The sequence below is a fragment of the Bacillus sp. FSL K6-0994 genome, from assembly GCF_038630815.1.
In the GTDB taxonomy this organism is placed as follows: domain Bacteria; phylum Bacillota; class Bacilli; order Bacillales; family Bacillaceae; genus Bacillus; species Bacillus safensis.
The window spans coordinates 771,868-790,418 of the sequence record NZ_CP152043.1 but is presented as its reverse complement, the minus strand read 5'-3'; the positions used below and the strand labels follow the sequence as shown (position 1 = coordinate 790,418).

Here is an 18,551-nt window from a genome sequence, read left to right as displayed (position 1 = left end):
ACACTCCTTCCTTTTACTGAATGGTTCTTCTTCTAAGAACAAGGAGAATAGTTCCAGACACTACTAGTAAAATCCCTGCATACATCATATAACGCAGCCATTCTTCTCCAGTCTTTGGCAGCTCACCGTTTGAGTCATGAGGCGGATGCTGATCCCCTTTATCTGAAGCTGGAGGATTCGTGTGATCCTCTTCATTCTTCACTGGTGCATTTTTCACAATCATTGTCTTGATCTTCACTTCGCCCATTTGAATTGTAAAAGCGAGCGGCTTCTTTAAAGCTACATAACCATCTGGTGCTTTCGTCTCTGTGAGTATATATTCTCCAGGTGTAAGCCCTTTGACAATCGCTTCTCCGTCTTTTCCTGTTGTCACAGATTTTATGGTTTTCCCGGCTTTTGTACGAATGTCAAAGGCTGCCCCTTTTAAGGTTCTATCTGTCTGCTGGTCTACCTTTATGATACGCAGACTTCCTAAGATCAAGTGATTCTTCGCTGTTAATTGAAGCGGCTTCTGCTGATTTTTCTCAATTGTGAATAGGATCGGCTGATGATCCAATTGATAGCCATGAGGTGCTTTCGTTTCAACGAATTGATATTGTCCCGGTTTTAAATCGTTGATGTGAAGCTTGCCTTTTTGGTCCGTTACAAGTGATTTCTTCAACGTTTTTCCTTCTTTACTCAGAAGAGCAAACTCTGCATTTTCCAGCGTATGTCCCTCATCATCCACTTTGGTCAGTTCCACTGCTCCCGGCGTCAGCTTGTTAATCATTTCTACTTTTGATGGTTTGTCTTGACCTAATCGAATCGTAAAGGTGACAGGTGTCTGATCCAATTCATAGCCGGCAATGCTTGCTGTTTCGACAAATCGATAGGTGCCTGGCTTCAGTTGATCGACTGTTAGTTGACCGTTTTTATCTGTCTTTAAGTCTTTCTTTATACGTTGATCGTGCTCATCAAGCAGATCGAAGGTCACTCCATTGAGCAACTGACCATCTTCTCCTTTTTTCTGAAGCTGCACAGCACTTGTCGTCCGAATATTTTCTTTTGTCACTTTCACCAGTTGTTTAGGATTGAAATCAATCTTAAAGTCTACTGGTTCTGCATCAAGTTTATGTCCAAAAGGAGCCTTCGTTTCAACCAATTGGTAAGCGCCTGGTTTCAAATCGTTGACACTGATAATGCCTTTCTCATTGGTTGTTAAACCTGACATCAATTCTTTACCATCGTCATTGAAAAGGGCAAATTCTGCGCCTTTCAATCTCTCTTTTTCTTCCCCTATTTTGGTGAGTTCTACAGAACCTTTCTTGAGCTGATTGATGGCCTCCACTTGAATCAATTCTTTTTGACCTAATTCAACTTGAAAGGCAAGTGGTTTCGTACTCAATTCATAGCCTTCAAGACTCTTTCTTTCAACAAATTGATAGGTTCCAGGTTTTAAACCTGTGAAGGTGATCTTTCCATCCTGATTGGTTGTAATCCCTTCTCCTCCTGCCACTTTCTTTCCTTTAGCATCAGATAGGTCAAAGACAACTCCTTCTAATGATTTCCCATCTTCTCCTTTTTTGTGTAACAGCACTCCGCCTGTAGTGCGGCTATTTTCTTTTGTCACACTGACCAGCTTCTCAGGATTAAATGGAATAGCAAAAGTGACAGGTGTTTCGTCAAGTTCATGACCGAATGGAGCCTTCGTTTCAACAAACTGATAGGTTCCAGGTTTCAGATCGTTGACGATGATCTTCCCGTTCTGATCAGTGACGAGACCTGTTTTTATCTCTTTTCCATTTGCATCTACAAGCTTAAATTCGGCTCCTTCAAGCACATCATCCTTTTCACCGAGCTTTGTGAGCTGGACAGCTCCAGTTTTAAGATCATTGATCACTTTGATCTCTGCTGGTGTTTTTTGTGCGACTTCGATGGTAAACGGATAAGGTTTATTTTTCTTTTCGTAACCATCAATACTCTCTGTCTCTACGAGCTGATATTTGCCCGGTTTGAGGTTATCGACCAAAAGCTTCCCATCTTCATCTGTTGTCAAATCTTTACGCACAACTTCGTCATTTTGATCCCTGACTTCAAATCGAACACCTTGAAGTTTCTCGCCATCTTCCCCTTCTTTCATCACTTCTAATGCACTTGTTTCATATAGGTTCTTTTGCGAAATGACGACTGGTTCCTTTGGATCAAGTGGTACTTCAAATTTGATTGGTGTTTCATCTAACACATAACCATCTGGTGCTTTTGTTTCAATGAGCTGATACGTACCCGGTCTTAGTTCGTTTATCGTGATCTTGCCATTTTCTCCTGTGACAAGCGAACCTTTTAACTCATGCCCGTCTTGATCTAATAGCTTGAACTGTGCACCTTCTAGTCTCTCTCCGCCTTCACCTATTTTGCTCAATTCTGCAGAGCCTTTGATGATGTCATTTACGGCGGTTACAGTTGTTGTTTCTGTTTGATTTTCTTTAATGGTGAACGGCCATTTTTGCTGATTTAATTGATAGCCTTTCGGTGCGTTTGTCTCCACAAAATAATAGGAACCTGGCTCAAGATGTTTGAAAAGAATTTCTCCTTTTTCGTCCGTTTTCAAATGGGTTTGGACGGTCTCTCCAGATTCATTTTTCAGTTCAAATTCTGCATTCTCTAATGCAGCACCTGTCTCTTTGTCTTTTTTCATTAATTTGACATGCTGGCGTATTTCTTGGTTCTGCACCGTCATGCTATTTCCTGTTTTCGCTTGATCTCCTGATTCGTAAGGCTGATCAATCGTTACATGGATCGGTTCCTTCGTCTTAATATAACCATCAGGTGCTTTCTCTTCTGTCACGATATAGTCACCATACAGAAGACGATCAAATCGAAGAGCTCCTTCTTCATCTGTTGCCTTTGTTCCAATGACGATACCACTCGCAGCATCTGTCAGAGAAAAGCTTGCTCCTTTTAGCGCTTTTCCAGTACTTGCATCTACCTTTTTAATGGTTAAAGCACCAATCGCTCCTGTGCCATCTCCCATGCCAGCTGTGCGTTTGACCACAATTGAGGCTTCGGATTCCTTTTTGATTTCTTTTACATTTTCACCTCTAAACGTTACTTCGTTTTGAAGTGTACTTCCCACTTTATCTAAAATGAGAGATTGGTATTCTAAAATATATGGTCTCGTGATTTCTTCTTTAAATTTAATTTGAAAAGAATCTGGATCGAATTCAAGGTCTAGCTCATAATCCTTCCCTTTTTCCAGCTCTTCTCCTTTTGCCACTTGCCCCTTTTCATCTATTGTCGTCGAATAGAGATGAAATGAGTTTTCTATTATGGCTTGGTTACTGCTTGGATGATCTATAATCGTCGCATCTTGGACGGTTGATTGACCAAAGTTGATATTCAGTTTCCAATCAATGACTTTCCCTTGTTGATTTCCTGATTTGCTCGTGTATTTCCCTCCATTTGGAATGGACACTACAGCATTCACGTCTGATTCTTTTGTCTGTCCATCATAAAGGGTCGCCTTATTATCGTAGGTTTTCTGTACTAAATCCATTCCTTCAACACTTGTTTGATACGTGATTTTGTATGGGGAATCAATGGCTTTTTTGAAAATGACTTCGAAGCCTGTTTCTCCCTTTTCATTTTCAAGGAATTTGATGTCATAATGTTCTTTCGCTAATACCTCTTTTTCTTCTGCTCCATTTTCCCCGCCTTGTAAATCAAGCGAGTAAACGGTGATTGAATCTTTAAGCAAACGCTGATTTCCTTGAATGAAATCCTCGATTTTCGCCTCTTCTAAATGTTTCAAGTTATAGTTCACACCGATATTCCATGTGATCTCTTTTTTCTTTGCATCATAAGTTCCGTTCTTGAATCCATTTGACTGCGTGTATGTGTCAGGCGTGAAGACAGATTGATTTTCCTTCGTCAAATCCTTGCCATCTTCATTTACCCATTCAAGCTTTACATGATTACGCAGGTTCTTTTGATCCTTATCTGCTCTTTTTTCATAATCAAAAGCCGTTGTATATGTGACGGTATGTTCTGTGTTTATTTCTTTCATAAATTGAATATCAAATCCATTTGCATGTTCAACGATTAGATAGTCTGTGCCTTCTTCAAGCACTGAATTGCCTGTCGTTACTTTTAAACTATCTTTTTGCAGCGTCAATCCTTCGTTTGTAAACGTATCTTTTAATATTAGATTGTTCATCGTTTGTTGATCTTTGTTGAAGGTGATACGCCATGGAATGGTCTTGTTCTTGTAATTCGGTGTTCCATGACTTTTCGTTAGGATTTGCTGGTCAATTCTTTGCTTCCCTTGTTTGCTCTCTTTGCCAGCTGTTACAGTATTGATAATCTCTTCAGCTTCAAAAATCCGCTCGGTTGCTTTCGTTTGATAGGTGATGAGATAAGCTGATTGAATATCTTGATTGAATTGCAAGGTAAACCCGTTTTGTTCATCCTTTTTTTGAGGTTGAACTACATAATTTTCAAACGCTTTAGTCCCTGCTTCGTTGCCATTTTGATCAATTGTGACTTCTTTGACTTGAAATGAATCAGAAATCAGCGCCTGGGTGCCGTTAAAGTAGTCTTCTAACAAAGCGTCCTTTTGAGCCAGCTTTTTTTCGTTATAGTTATATCGAATTTCCCATGTAATTGTTTGTGTGACTGGATCGTAGTGAGCGGCTTTTTTATTTAAAGGACTGCCTCTTGTCACATTCACTGTTCCTTCTGCTGAACTGATCACTTTATCACCAGAAACAAGGGACGCTTTATTACGAAATGCAGATTGATCCTGATTCGTAATATCCGTTTCATACATTAAACGGTAAGCTAGATGAACGTCATCTTTAAATTCAATCGTGAAATCTTGACCATCTGCTGTTTGGCCAATTGTGTAGTGGTTTTCGTCAAGCAGCTGACCAATCGATGTTTCGCCATTTAGCTTTGTATCAATACGATAAAGCTTAATTGAATCTTTTTTCAATGCCTGACCTTCTTGAATCGGATCTAACAGTTTCGCTTGTTTCACATCTTCTAAATCCATATTAAAATCTACTGTCCATTGAATGGTTTCAGCATTGTAAGTTCGATTTGGTTCTCCCTTTTTAGAGACATTTGGGCCATTTGGAATGTATTTAATCGGGATGGATATTTTATCCTTTCCTTCAATCGGGGTAATGACCACTTCTTTTTCTTCAGTAATGACAGTTTTTTTATCTAATTGCGTCCACACTTGAAGTGTTCCATGAATATTTGAATATTGTTTAATAAAATCAGTGAACTCGATGGAGGCATTTCCGCTTTCATCTACAGAAAAATAACCAATGGTTGCCTGATTAAATTTCATCTCAAGACGATCGATTTTTTCATAAATCACTAATTCCTCTGGAACCTTGAAATGGAATTCATCCCCGCCATTATAGCTATGACCGTTCGGGATGGCCCACTCATAGTTAATGGAAATCAGTGAGTTGATATCAGGCTTTTCAACTGAATTTCCTTCCTGATCTTCAAATATTAATTTCGCATCAGTGAGGAGATTTTCTTGTATCAGCATTTGTTTTGAAACACTTTGCAGCCCTGCACGCTTGGACACGCTCACTTTGTTTTTTAGTAATTCATCTTCATCGTTTTGTTTCGTTTGAGCGGCTTCTTGATTGTTAGAAGCTTTATCTTTCTCAGATGAGATTGAGTCATCTTTTGGAAGACTTTCTTCACCCTTATTTTGCTTTGTTTTCTCTTCTTGCTGAGTTATACTGGTGACATCGATGTCAATTGATCCTTCTAAATTTGGATCGATCTCAACATCTTCTTTAAATGTCACCGTCACTTCATTTTCTTTTGAAACGGTATACTCGCCAACAGTTATGTCACCCACAGTAATGGGTTCCTTCTGCTCCTTCTCTACCTGGATGGCTGAAGGAAGAGTGAGAACATACGGATATTGTTTTTTTAGATCAATTCCTTTTATAGACCAATGTACAGTGGCCTTTCTTACTTGCTGATCTTCCATGCTTGATAACTTATTGCCTTCGCTATCAGCAAACTCAATATCCCCATAAATGTTTTCATGAATTTCTTTTGCTTGTGCCCCTGCTAAAGGCAAGATTCCTAATATACTAGACTGTATGACTAGCACTGTAATGAGTGCCAGCGACAATATTCTTTTCAATACATCCACCCTTTTCTAAAATTAATTTTCAACAACGATAAAAAAAATCATTCGTATACTGTCAGATCAATCACTCCGCTTCTGATCAATATTTTCTAAAAATTGCACCTTAAGACCCTATGAATAAAATGAGTTGATCAATCATGAGCTTGAAAGGTCATCATGAGTAGTGGTTAGAGTAACTGGATTGGGGTCTATAGAAATGGGGAATAGTGAGAGGATCGTGAAAAGATTAAATGTGAATTTTATATTTATACTGGAATGAACAATAAACGATGTGTACATGCATATATAAGCATGTATTCACATATGGTTCGTTCATATGAAGAAACAAGCATGTATCATATCGTATGTAAGGTGAGTCAGTTCAGCATTATATAAATCGCATTCCTTTCTACTCCCTTTCATATGGTAATCAAAAAGCTGCTGCGTTTTATTCTTACATTTACCGTTTCAACAGCAAAAAAATAAACAAAATGATCCATTTTTATAGGATTCATGGATCACTTATAACCTTTTAAAAGAAAAATATGGAGAATCAACGAATAACATTTGTTTTTGTCTAATTTTTTTCTCTTTTATCATTAAAAGTGAAGACAAAACACTTTAGCTAAACATTACAATCATTTCATGCTATATTGAGAACAAAACGTTCTTTATGGTGACTTCATCATATAGAGGCAAGCCAAGGGAAGGAGTTAGTTGTTTAATGGAGCTTATTGATAATAAATCAAAGAGATGGATAAACATTTTAAAACTGCTTGTATCAAAAGATAAGTGGTGGAGCCTACAAGAGATATCGAATGAACAAATCGGTTCGGTTCGTGCCATTCAAAGCGATTTAGAACAAATGAAGTCGTTCCAAACAGAGAACGGAGAGCCGTTAATCCACATAAAGCCAAGACAAGGCATATCCATTTGTTATACACAGACGATACGAGTCGACTACTATATCAAAGAAATTCTAAAAGATACGATTGAAATTCGATTGATTGACGGCGTTTTCTTTGAACAAAACAGGTCTTTCTATGAATGGATGGACACACTGAATATCAGTAGATCCACATTGTATAACACCATTCATAAAATCAATTCGCTTCTTATCTCGTATGACATTGAGTTACGACCAGATAGTATGCAGTTCCATGGAAATGAGAAGGAAATTCGTCAATTTTTTGTGGAATTTTTGTTTGAAGTCTATGGAAGCAGGCTTTGGCCATTCGATGATATTCAAAAGCAAGATGCAGTTGATTTTTTACAAAAGCTATTTCAGGTGCTCGAAGTCAACCTACCTGATGTGGCTATAGATAAATTTTGCCTATGGCTCGCCGTTTCCATACACCGAGTGAGGAAAAATTTTTCAATACGACGCAATTATAGGTACTCAATGGATAAGGAAAAACAAACAGCTACAGCTAAAGGTATCTATAATCAAATCAAAAACTTGGAAGAACACGTTTGCCAAATGACAAAGGACACTTTTGGTGTTACGTTGGATCGTCACGAATTTGTCTTTTTACTGTTGATTGAACCAGCTATTGGCCATTATAAATCAATTGAAACTGTCGAAGAAAAATTGACGTTCTTTCAATCGCATACACCACACCTCTTCGAAGCTATTCATTCCTTTATCAATCAATTGGAGTTGATTTTTCATCAAGAGATAGCTAATCGCAAGGTGATGACACTGATTCTTCTCCAATACTATGTGTATTCTAGGGAAATTACCGTAAGAGATGGATTCCTTTTCAAAAAGAAATCGAGGTATTTATCAGAGGTAAAAAAACAGCTTCCTTACTTCTATTCGAGGATTACTCATATCATTCAAGAGTTAAAAACAGACGATATACTTGCTTCTTTTGTGAAAAATGAACGAGAATTGATTCGTATCATTACTTCTAACTGGAGGGGGCTTGTTCATTTGGAAATGGATCGGAGAAACGTGTTGAACATTTTTGTCATTTCAACATTAGGTTATAATCATAGTTTGTTGATTGCAGATTTAATTAAATTAAGATTGCCTCCTCTCATTCATATTTTCACAAGTCCAGAAAATACATTAAATGAACTGACAATGGATCGACTTGGGATTGATATGATTGTGACCGATACTGAGCTTCCTAATCAATTAGGACGGTCTACACTGCTGATCAGCTCTTTTCCAACAAAGAAAGAATTGGACAACTTGCACTCAAGATTGGTTGATATGACAAACTAATATTCACAAGAAAAGCTGCTGAGGAGCTCTCAAGCAGCTTTTTTGCTTCTGTATTAATGAAGCGCTATTTGTTCATTCATCAAATCAATGGCGTAAAGCGATTGCTCATATTCATCTAATAAAAGGTAAACTTTGAGCGGTGCAGCGGTTTGATCTGTCTGCTGCGTGAATAGGACACAAGTGAATTTTTCGATTCCTTCTGGCAGCTTGCTTTTCAGAAAAGGATGAAGAATAGGAGAGATTCGAAGGGTATCAACATCTTTCAGCCAAAGCTCATCTTGTAACGCAGGATAATGGTCAACCAAAAACTGACGAAACACTTCCAATGTACTCAAGGTAGATATCCTCACTTTCTTCTATTTATGGCTTTAAGCTTACCTAAAAACAAACATGTTCAACTCATCCTATGATCTTAGTCCGCCTAGTTTCGCTTACTACTAGAGACACGAATTCCTCTAAAAGATTGTAGATCAACTTTACTGCAATGGGTTTTCAATATGTATGACGTTTACTATATGAAATACGAATTCCAACCGATGGACCTATGATCATATTCTTATCTGTTTCTTTCGTGATGAAACGACAACTTCCTTCTACAAAATTCCATTTTTATTCTAAAAAGAGGAAAATAGGCAAAAAAGAACAGCTGCTCACTGTTCTTTTAGAAGTTATGAAAGGTCTGTCAAAGAGAACACTTCACCGCTCACTGCATCAACGCCTTCATGACAGTCGAGCTTTCCGCATAAAACATATTGTTTTTGCACATCGTCATAGACATAGATGGGTGTAAGTTCGAGGCGTTCTCTCAATGTTTCAAAGGCTTCTTTCGGAGATATGGTGATTTCACTAGCTGTTTGAGATGGATTGAGTATCCCGCATACTTGAAACATCTCTTTTTTATCTATGTAATTAATGGCTTCAAAAGTGCTGGCGTCAATGAAGACCTTGATCTTATCCATAAAACCACAGCCTTCTTGCTCATTCGTTTTTAATATCGCTTGGATGTAGCCATGATCACGGTGGAGTGTTTTTAGCACCCACTTCCCTGTATCCTTTGAATATTTTTGCGCCAAAAAGGTTCGAACCGCTTTGATACACGCAGCTTGCTCTTCTTTTGAGATTGGGAAGGTATCTGGTGAAGGCTCCAGTGACAAGGCTTGTTCAGCAGTAATGTCCTCGTTTATATCGATTTCCTTTTTTTCAAAGGCTTTGTTTAACGGTTCATTCCACTCCATGACCTGATACATGTGTATACAATGCGTTTCTTCACGTCCAATTTCAAACGGTATTGTTCCTGTTCCATCGTTCTTGACATAAATTTCTTCTAACGCATATATAGGGCGGATTCGATTCTGCTCGAAGAATGGCCAATCAAACCGCTGCACTTGCTGCTGGGCTAAATCCTCAATCCTATCAATGGAAAGCACATATTCTTCAGTTTTTAGTCGTTTTTTTGCCATAAATGGCCCTCGATGTATATAGTGAATGAGCTGCCCATGTTCATCCCATTTCACTTCGATTCTGCCTGAAGGCGTCACTTTCACACCATCTATTGCTTCTTCGAAAAAAAGTTCCCCTTTCTCCTTTTGATGCATGTGAAAATGCTCACCATAGACCAATCCTGTTTCTTTTTCGATCCATTGAATGACATGAGCTGGATAAGGCCTCTTAAATGTGACACCATTCTTCGCGAAGGTTTTGTCCATGACAAAAATGACCGTTTCAATCTGGCCTGTATTTAAGTTCACGTCAATCACAGCTGTGCCGTCCGGGTTTAGATCATCGTCCTCGGGTTCAGCTTCATGAGAGGGAAACCATTCCATATTCAATGTATAAACCGTTTCATTGAACATATTGACGTAGCGATAAAAACTGTGCCTTTTTAAATAGTAAAGATCTAAACCAAATTTCGCCTTTGTCTGATCGATCAGTTGTTGAATGTTTGCATTCATTTGTTTCACCTCAACATTCTGTTTTATGGAAGAAAAAAGATGACGATAAATCCGAATATGACAATCACTGATAATAATCCTAAAGCCATTGCCATCATGTTTGATTCCTTTGTAAAGCCTTTTAATCCATGCGCTTCCGTCGATCGGTCGATTTTTCTAAAGCGAAAGAGCATGCTTATATTGATAATGGCTAGAGCCATAACAAATAAGAAAATGAGAAACTTAGGTTCTATATGAAAAAATGGATCTTGCATCGTTTGAAAACTAAATGACTGGAAGAACATTAGTCCGCTCAATATCAATTTCCAAATGTTTTCCACTCTTTGTTCTTTCTCCCACTCTTTTCCCAATTTCTCTTTTTCATAAATGGCTACCTGCTCAAATATGGGAATGATAGACTTTGTTGATCCTTTTTTGATCAAACCGTAAATGCCTTGAAGGAGCATGAAGATTCCTAAACAAAGAAAGAAATATGTAAATTGAATCTCAACTTTTTGAATCAAAACAAAAAAAATCAAGATCATCATGCCAAATAGCAAATTAGAGGTAACTACTTGTTTAGTCCTCATTTTTTTCAGTGCAGCTTGTTCCATGTAATACTCCTCTCCGTTTTAAATGTTTCTGTTGAACGCCTATCTTTATTACGATTTTACCGAAAAAATGTTTCAATATTTTCCCTTTCCATTGCAGATTCCGTTTTTCTGCGGATCTTAAATTCTTTCATAAATAAAAAATAAGAATTAAACATTCATTTCCCATCAGTTCAACGAATGTCTAATTCTTAGAAAACCTACATTTACTTAATTAATTCTATTGTTTTAAATAAAATATCTCGTCATTTCACTTGGGCTGTATTCAATTTGATACGCAGGAGATAATTCACGTTTCACTTCTTTCGTGATACGCTCTCCTTCTTGATTGAACTTCCTTTCCATGTCTACGCCATTTGGCAGCAAATCATCGGTTTCTTCGTCAAACCAGCGACCATACTGTATATTCCAATTCCAAATCTTTGAGAAAAGGGTATCGCTTACTGGTACATCATCTCTTTCTAAATGACATTGACAATGCCCGCAATGAAAGGGTTCACTACCGTAATCTCCTTCAATTTTCACAAAAGGATGATCCACAAACTCTCGACAGCACACCCACTTTTTGAAGTTCTGTCCAAACTCTGTCAGTTTAATCGAGTAATAACGCATGGAAGTTCGTTTTCCTTTCATGTCAAAAATCCCTTGATCAATTAATATCTTAAGTCGATACTCAATAAAATCATCCCCGATATACTGATCTAAATGACCAATGACTTCCCCTATCAGGCGTGGAGTTACGATGTACTCCTCTTCTGGCGCGGACTGATGAAGCCGCTTAGCCATTTTCACTAAATAAGCATCAAATTCATCTTCTGGTACGCTGATCGTTTGTCCTTTTTGCCATATCCGCAGCGTATGATTTTCTTTAGCAAATGAAAGCCATTCGTTTTGTAATCTTTCTCTTTCTTCTTTTGTCACTGTGTGAATAAGCTCTTTACTCTCGTACAAAATTTTAAATTTTCCAGATGCAATTTCTCCGGAATGTCGAATATCCATTCTTCTTGTATTTGTATTGAACAGCTGATCAAATGCTGTCGTTATATTGATTACAGACAATTCAACCCTTTTTTCTTTTAATAAATAGACGGCATATCGCAAGCCAATTTGCTCATGGGCATTACTGCCTGTCCAGATGAGAATACGACTGCCTGCTTTTATCTCCTTTATTTGTTGAAGCATTTTATGCTGATCGTTGACCAAGTCATCAAAATAGCCAAATTCATTTGACATCACATTACGCAGCCATTCTATACGGTTCGCTTGTCCTTTATGTTCGTGTAAATGTAGAAGTGGTCCAATCGAATAAATATCATCAAAAGCGATGATATCATCTATTTGATCTTGCTTCATTTCACGTACTGCTTGTTTTAAACTACCGGCAGCTGCCGCCCCAAATATGATATGTATCATCATCCGTCTCCCTTTATCTTACAGTTTATTTCATCTTCACCTATTCATGGTTCTTACGTCAATTCTATTGAGTCAATTTCATTCAAAAGTATGACAAGGAGATCAGGTATTTACAGAAGTAATAAAGCAGAACTGTAGAGATAAGAATTTTTATAAAAAAAGCCCACGAAATGGGCCAAGGAACTACCCGAAATAAGCAGTTCCCACAATACAATACTAAATTTGTATGTTCACTAGTGAATCGATCATGTTATCTACCTTGCTCCATCACCTTCAAACTCTTCTGCTGAGAGATTCGGTCAAACGCCACCATCAAGATAGTCATGAGTAAAGCAAGAAGAACCGTTCCAGCGCTGATCCAGCTTAGGTGCAATATAGATGTCCTGCTCAATACAAGCCCTCCTAACCCCGAGCCTAAAGCAAATCCGAATTGAATAAATGATGTATTGACACTTAATGCGATATCAGGAGATTTGGGTACAAGTGTGACGAGATACAGCTGCTGAGCTGGCGATGTGCTCCATGTAGCAATCATCCATATCATGATCACCACCACCATGACCACGAGTTTCCCTGTCACAAATGCCAGCAGCATAAGCATGATGATTTGTAGAATAATTCCGGAGAAAATTGTGAATGTTGGGCCTTTTTTATCTGCTGCAACCCCTCCAAGACTGGAGCCCAAAAAGCTGCATATTCCCGCTAGTAACAAAATGCCACTGATTTCTGTGATGCTAAGGTTAGCTGATTCTTGCAGGAAGGGCGTTAAATAGGTAAATAAGGTGGAGTATCCTCCTACATAGAACAGCGTCACTGTCACTGCCAGCAAAATTCTCTTATCCTTTAATATCGATAACTGCATACCTAGCGTCACCGTTTCTTGTTCTTTCATAGAAGGGATGCGCCTATACACAACAATCAGCGGAATGAGCGTGATCAATCCAATGGCTGCAAATAATGCTTTCCATCCAATCATGCTGCTTAGAAACGTCCCGATTGGCACACCTAAAACTAAGGAGCTGCTTAATCCCATTAAAATGATGCCAATCGCTGTTCCTCTTTTTTCTCGTTCGACAAGACGAGTAGCCACTGCCATTGCCACCACAATGGCCGTCCCTCCACTAATTCCTTGTAAAACCCTTGTCATTAGCACCATTTCAAACGAATGGCTGACACTTGTGATGATATTACTTAAAGTAAAAATGATCAGCATCCATGATAATATTTTTCTGCGGTCGATATTGATGGTCAGTGCAATGACAATCGGCGCGCCAATTGCTGCGGAAAGTGCTAGTGATGTGACCAATAAACCAGCAGCTGATGTCGTGACCTGTAAATCATCTGCGACCATTTGAATAATTCCTGTAATGATATATTCGATTGTTCCGATTAAAAAGGCTGCTAAAGCAAGTAAATAGACAACGGCTTTATTTTTCATCGTGACGTTTCTCCTTTGGGCAATGTTTACGATTTGACTTCATTTTTTATAGGAATTTGAATTTCAATGAGTCTTCCTTCTCCATTTTCAGCCAACGGGTAATAAATCTCTCTCCCCGGCTGATCTTCTTTCATGCGATATCCGTTATGTTCAATCCATGTCGCCAGATCAACACAAGCAGTTTGTGCAAATGGAGAATCTGAATGAAATAAGAGCGTCGCCATGGTTTCTTCGGCTGGTAACGTACGTATCGTGATGCTTTTAGGCAGAGAGCCCCTTATCGCTTTCGCGGAATACCCAACCTCAAATTCGAACTCACTTTCTTTAGCAATTGATTCCCTCCACAGCACGATTTGCGGCTCAGAGTTCAATTCTTGCGGATGTAACAAATGATGAAACGTTTGAAAGAAGGAAGGGATTTCGTCAACAGTTCCGTTGGATTGAAAAGACATGAAACGTTTGCTTTCAACCGATTTGATGATAACCTCCTGCTCTTTTTCAACACACCCCTCTCGTTTGATGAGGTGCATCCGCTCCTTAATACGCGCTAATTTCTGTTGTTCTCTCTCGATCAATTGCTGAATCTCACTCTCTTTCAAGAGAAACATGCCCTGAATCTGCTCGACAGAAATATCTTCACGAAGAAGCTGTCCCATTTGCTTTAACGTAAAACCTAATTCCTTGTACAGAAAAATTCGATTGACCTCAAGCAGCTGCTCAGCTGAATAATACCGGTATCCAGAATCTTGATCGATCTGCTTAGGCTTTAATAAATCGATTTGGTCATAATACCTTAAGGTTTTGACAGGGACTTTACTTAACATAGAAAAATCGCCGATTTTGAACATCCTGCATCTCCTCCGTTCTGTTGATCTGATCACAGTATAAACCTTTCAGTAAAGGGGAAAGTCAACAGAAGATTTTAAAATACAATTTATCGCATATAAAAAGCCCTATTTCAAATAGGGCTCGTTGTTTGATGAATTTTATTCGTCCTCCAAAATATGTTTAGCCGCTTCTAGTGCTGAAGCTGCTTTAGGCCATCCGATATAAAAACTAAGATGAGTGATGACTTCAATCAATTCGTTCTTCGTGACACCATTTTCTTTGGCAAGATGTAAATGGTATTCCAGCTGATTCAGACTGCCCGCACTTACTAAGGCTGAGACTGTAATCATACTTCGATCTCTTAGCGAAAGTTCCTCTCTTCGCCACAAATCCCCAAAGAGAACTTTTTCGGAGTACTCAACAAATGCTGGAGCAAAATCTCCGAGGGTTAAATTCACAGTTGACTTGATTGGTTGATGCATAACTATTTCCCCTTTCATCGTTCTGTTACTTGATCATCTGAGCAAGTCCTTCTCCAAAGGACCAATTCTCCAAGCCTGTCTCAATCAGCATTATGAATACATTTTCTTTCGGGATATGAAGCTGGCAATATAACTGGTCAGCTACTTCCATATATAAAGACCGCTTCTGTTCCTCGGTTCTACCCGCACCACATGTAATTTGGATATATAAAAGACGATGATCTCTTTCATGACGAAGAAGATAATGGGGATCATAAAAAAATTCTTCTTTCTTATGTGAACTGAATACCTGAAAGTAGTCTTTTTTAGGAACTTGAAATTCTTTCACCAGAGCCTTCATGATCGTTTGGCTAACAGAAGCTAAGCTTTCAGTATCGTACGCATTTTCCATATAGCTGACTTTTACAAATGGCATGAATGTCATCTCCTTTTTTCTGTCTACATTCATTTTACATCCCAATACTCGTTTTATATAATTGAATAATATATAAAATTGTATTCATATATCGAATGGAGATTATTAGAAATGGACTTAAAAGAGTTAAAAGCATTTCAAGCCATCATTCAGGAAGGGACATTCTCAAAAGCCGCTCAAAAATTGAATTATGCACAGTCGACCATAACGAATCAGATCAAACGATTAGAAAAGGAGTTAGGATTTCAATTGTTTGTAAGAGGATGGGAGGCTGAATTAACCCCTTCAGGACAATTGTTTGCCAAAGAGATTGATCAGCTGATACTCCATTGGCATTTTGTATTAGAGCAATCACAAAAACTCCAAAAAGAAGAAATCGGAGCCTTGAATATAGGCGTCATAGAACCAATTGCTGCTACTATTCTTCCTTCCGTCCTTCAAACATTCAGGAGGCAAAAACCGAATATCACATGCCATTTTATCATTGGTAATACAGATTTTCTTCACAAGCTTCTGCTCAAGGGTGAGATTGATTTTGCCGTTGCAGGGGAACCTGTGATGAATCCACTTCCGTTTGAGGAGTTGTACAAGGAGGAAATGTCTTTTATTATCGCAAAACAGCAGGCAGATCAAGTTGGACCGATTTCATTGATCAAGGATCTTTATGAACAGCCTTTGATCATAGGCGGGGAAAGCTGTTTATATCACATAAAGTTACAAAAGGAACTCTCAAGAGTAAATGTAGAGCCGTTCACTTATACCATCAGCCAGATTTCAGCGATTCCATCATTTCTAAAGAAATTCCCCTCTGTCGGAGTTGTCCTTTCTTCTACTCTATTGTCAGACGAATTTGTGAAAGTTCCAATTGAAATGGAGGACCCTTTTATCCCGATAGGAATCTTAACTCATAAGGAACCCCATCTATCTCTGGAAAAGACCAAGCAGCTGCTGCTTGATTTATTTCGTCAAGAAGCAGAGCAATTCACATTCTAGTAATCTCGTTTCAGAAATAAAAAACCTAGATTTCATACATCTAGGTTTTTCAATCTTTCAAGCCATTTTAAGATGGTTCCACTTTTAAAAGAATTGAATACGGCACCATCGCAAAACCGCTCAGCTCTCACCACTCCCATGATGAGTGCAAGTACACACTGCACATTTAAATTTGAAATGTCCACATTCTCCAAATCATTCGGTCCACCTTCAATGCCATTTTCTTTGAGGATTTCTCTGTAGCGGATAAGCTCCAGCTCTTGATGTTGTTCCGCAAAGGTATAGACATCTTCGATAAAGTGACGGACCGTTTCGGAATAATGGACAAAAGGCATCTGGATTGGGCGTTCAGCTGTTCCATCATTTTCTTGGTCGATCACCCATTCTCCTATACGATCCTCCTGAAGCATCGGTATGTATTTTGTTAGACTCTCGAATTGACTCATCGTTATCCTCCTCTATTCATTCATATGGTTTACTCTGATCGACACCTATGGAACAGTATAAAAAAAATCCGTGATCATCCTACCAGCTAGACACCAGTATTCAAATCACGGACAGTTTTATTCACTTCACTTTTTTACACTCTAGCCATTGATACAACGGTCTCCACATGCGCGGTATGCGGAAACATATCAACTGGCTGCAAGTATTCGATTTTGTAGTCTTTTGACATGTATTCAAGGTCTTTTGCTAGTGTGGATGGGTTGCAAGAGACGTAGACAAAGCGTTTTGGTTTGACTTGTTTGACGGTGTCTAAGAAGGTGCGCTCGCAGCCTGTTCTTGGCGGGTCGACGACGATGACGTCAGGGCGGAAGCCTTCTTTAACCCATTTTGGCAGCCAATGTTCAGCTGTTCCTGTTACATAGGTCGCGTTTTTCATGCCGTGTTTTTTGGCATTTTTCTTGGCATCATCAATTGATTCTTTGATGACATCCATTCCTCGTACTTCTTTGGCGCCATCTGAAAGCCACATCCCAATGGTTCCAACGCCGCAATACGCATCGACAACCTTTTCTTTTCCTGTCAGTTTGGCCGCTTTTTTCGCTTCGTCGTAAAGCTTTAGCGTCTGCTTCGGATTCAATTGGAAGAAAGCACGTGCACTCAATTCAAACGAGACGTCTCCTAAAAATTCTTGAATGACCATGTTGCCAGCTAGGTGAGATGTTTTATGGCCGAAGATGACCGACGTTTTTTCACCATTAATATTGTGCATAATGGACGTCACTTCAGGCAGACGTTTTTGAATGGCTTCGGCTATTTCTTTTTTCTTTGGAAATTCAGGTTTTGATGTGACAAGAACGACCTGCACTTCCCCTGTTTCAAAACCGACACGCACGACAATCGAGCGTACGTCGCCTTTTCTTGTCCGTTCATTGTAGACCGATACGCCGAATTTCTCTAAAATTTTGCGGACAACGCCTGTTGTTTTGTTCGTTTTTGGATGCTGCACGATACATTCCTTGATCGGTACAAGCTTATGGGAATTTAGTCCATAAAGTCCTGCAATGATGTCTCCGCTATGAGAACGTCCTACTTGGAACTGACTTTTGTTTCGGTAATGCCACGGATCTTCCATGCCGATCGTTGGCCTAATATCAAGCTTTTCAACCGATAGCTTTGTATGGCGCTCCATTGATTGAATGACAATATCACGCTTTTCATTTAGCTGCTGCTCATACGCCAGATGCTGCAGCTGACAGCCGCCGCACTGTTCGTATACTGGGCATGGCGGTTTGACTCGATGCTCGGAGCGCTTTCGCACTTTTCTGACTGTGCCTTCTGCATATTTTGCTTGGACATTCGTTGCTTCAACCACCACTTCCTCACCCGGAAGCGCGCCTGGGACAAAGACCACTTGCTTTTTAAAATAACCGACCCCTTCACCATTAATGCCAAGGCGTTTAATGGTAAGCGGGAACTGCTGTCCCTTTTGCAAAAGGGCACCTTGCTGTTTTTCTTTCACTTTATTCTCTCCGTTCTATTTGAACCCTTAATAGGTTGTCTTCATTTTATTCCATCTCATTAGTATATCACGTCTTAGACAAAGAGAGAAAATTCCTTT

Annotated in this window: 13 protein-coding genes; 2 read left to right on the top strand and 11 right to left on the bottom strand. The window is 39.0% G+C overall.

The features are described from left to right. Positions 1-13 precede the first annotated feature (13 nt). Positions 14-6,166 carry a SpaA isopeptide-forming pilin-related protein gene (locus MHB69_RS03915; protein ID WP_342496025.1) on the bottom strand — a complete coding sequence of 2,051 codons (6,153 nt, stop codon included), beginning with the start codon at positions 6,164-6,166 and terminating at the stop codon, positions 14-16. Positions 6,167-6,866: 700 nt separating this feature from the next. On the opposite strand from MHB69_RS03915, the gene MHB69_RS03910 reads away from it, so the two are divergent. After that, complete coding sequence (locus MHB69_RS03910) at positions 6,867-8,375, top strand: helix-turn-helix domain-containing protein (protein ID WP_034283723.1); 1,509 nt, start codon at positions 6,867-6,869, stop codon at positions 8,373-8,375. A gap of 53 nt (positions 8,376-8,428) precedes the next feature. Here MHB69_RS03910 and MHB69_RS03905 read toward each other — a convergent pair whose 3' ends face one another. From MHB69_RS03905 to MHB69_RS03870, 8 genes are all read right to left on the bottom strand, one after another. Beyond that, positions 8,429-8,710: a hypothetical protein gene (locus tag MHB69_RS03905; protein WP_024425245.1), complete on the bottom strand. Its 282-nt coding sequence runs from the start codon at positions 8,708-8,710 to the stop codon at positions 8,429-8,431. A 333-nt stretch (positions 8,711-9,043) separates the two neighbouring features. Continuing rightward, positions 9,044-10,327, bottom strand: coding sequence for a hypothetical protein (locus MHB69_RS03900; RefSeq protein WP_284384717.1), 1,284 nt, complete (start codon positions 10,325-10,327; stop codon positions 9,044-9,046). A gap of 23 nt (positions 10,328-10,350) precedes the next feature. Beyond that, positions 10,351-10,920 (bottom strand): hypothetical protein, encoded by a 570-nt coding sequence (locus MHB69_RS03895; RefSeq protein WP_034283720.1) that lies wholly within the window; start codon positions 10,918-10,920, stop codon positions 10,351-10,353. A gap of 225 nt (positions 10,921-11,145) precedes the next feature. After that, positions 11,146-12,330, bottom strand: a complete 1,185-nt coding sequence (locus tag MHB69_RS03890) for a DUF1835 domain-containing protein (RefSeq protein WP_342496024.1) — start codon at positions 12,328-12,330, stop codon at positions 11,146-11,148. 250 nt (positions 12,331-12,580) lie between these two features. Continuing rightward, positions 12,581-13,768, bottom strand: coding sequence for an MFS transporter (locus MHB69_RS03885; protein ID WP_120208584.1), 1,188 nt, complete (start codon positions 13,766-13,768; stop codon positions 12,581-12,583). Positions 13,769-13,794: 26 nt separating this feature from the next. Next, on the bottom strand, positions 13,795-14,616 hold the full coding sequence (locus MHB69_RS03880) for a MerR family transcriptional regulator (protein ID WP_342496023.1): 822 nt from the start codon (positions 14,614-14,616) through the stop codon (positions 13,795-13,797). A 138-nt stretch (positions 14,617-14,754) separates the two neighbouring features. After that, the gene (locus MHB69_RS03875; RefSeq protein WP_111927633.1) at positions 14,755-15,078 is read right to left on the bottom strand and encodes a carboxymuconolactone decarboxylase family protein; all 324 of its coding nucleotides are present in this window, start codon (positions 15,076-15,078) and stop codon (positions 14,755-14,757) included. Between the two features lie 25 nt (positions 15,079-15,103). Beyond that, positions 15,104-15,493, bottom strand: a complete 390-nt coding sequence (locus tag MHB69_RS03870) for a tautomerase family protein (RefSeq protein WP_211044033.1) — start codon at positions 15,491-15,493, stop codon at positions 15,104-15,106. A 111-nt stretch (positions 15,494-15,604) separates the two neighbouring features. On the opposite strand from MHB69_RS03870, the gene MHB69_RS03865 reads away from it, so the two are divergent. Beyond that, a complete protein-coding gene (locus tag MHB69_RS03865) occupies positions 15,605-16,486 on the top strand; it encodes a LysR family transcriptional regulator (RefSeq protein ID WP_211044034.1) in 882 nt (293 codons plus the stop codon). 32 nt (positions 16,487-16,518) lie between these two features. Here the strand turns inward: MHB69_RS03865 and MHB69_RS03860 are convergent, their stop codons facing one another. After that, the gene (locus MHB69_RS03860) at positions 16,519-16,932 is read right to left on the bottom strand and encodes a DUF6508 domain-containing protein (RefSeq protein WP_342496022.1); all 414 of its coding nucleotides are present in this window, start codon (positions 16,930-16,932) and stop codon (positions 16,519-16,521) included. A gap of 134 nt (positions 16,933-17,066) precedes the next feature. Beyond that, positions 17,067-18,452: a 23S rRNA (uracil(1939)-C(5))-methyltransferase RlmD gene (gene rlmD / locus MHB69_RS03855; protein ID WP_144496697.1), complete on the bottom strand. Its 1,386-nt coding sequence runs from the start codon at positions 18,450-18,452 to the stop codon at positions 17,067-17,069. Positions 18,453-18,551 lie beyond the last annotated feature (99 nt).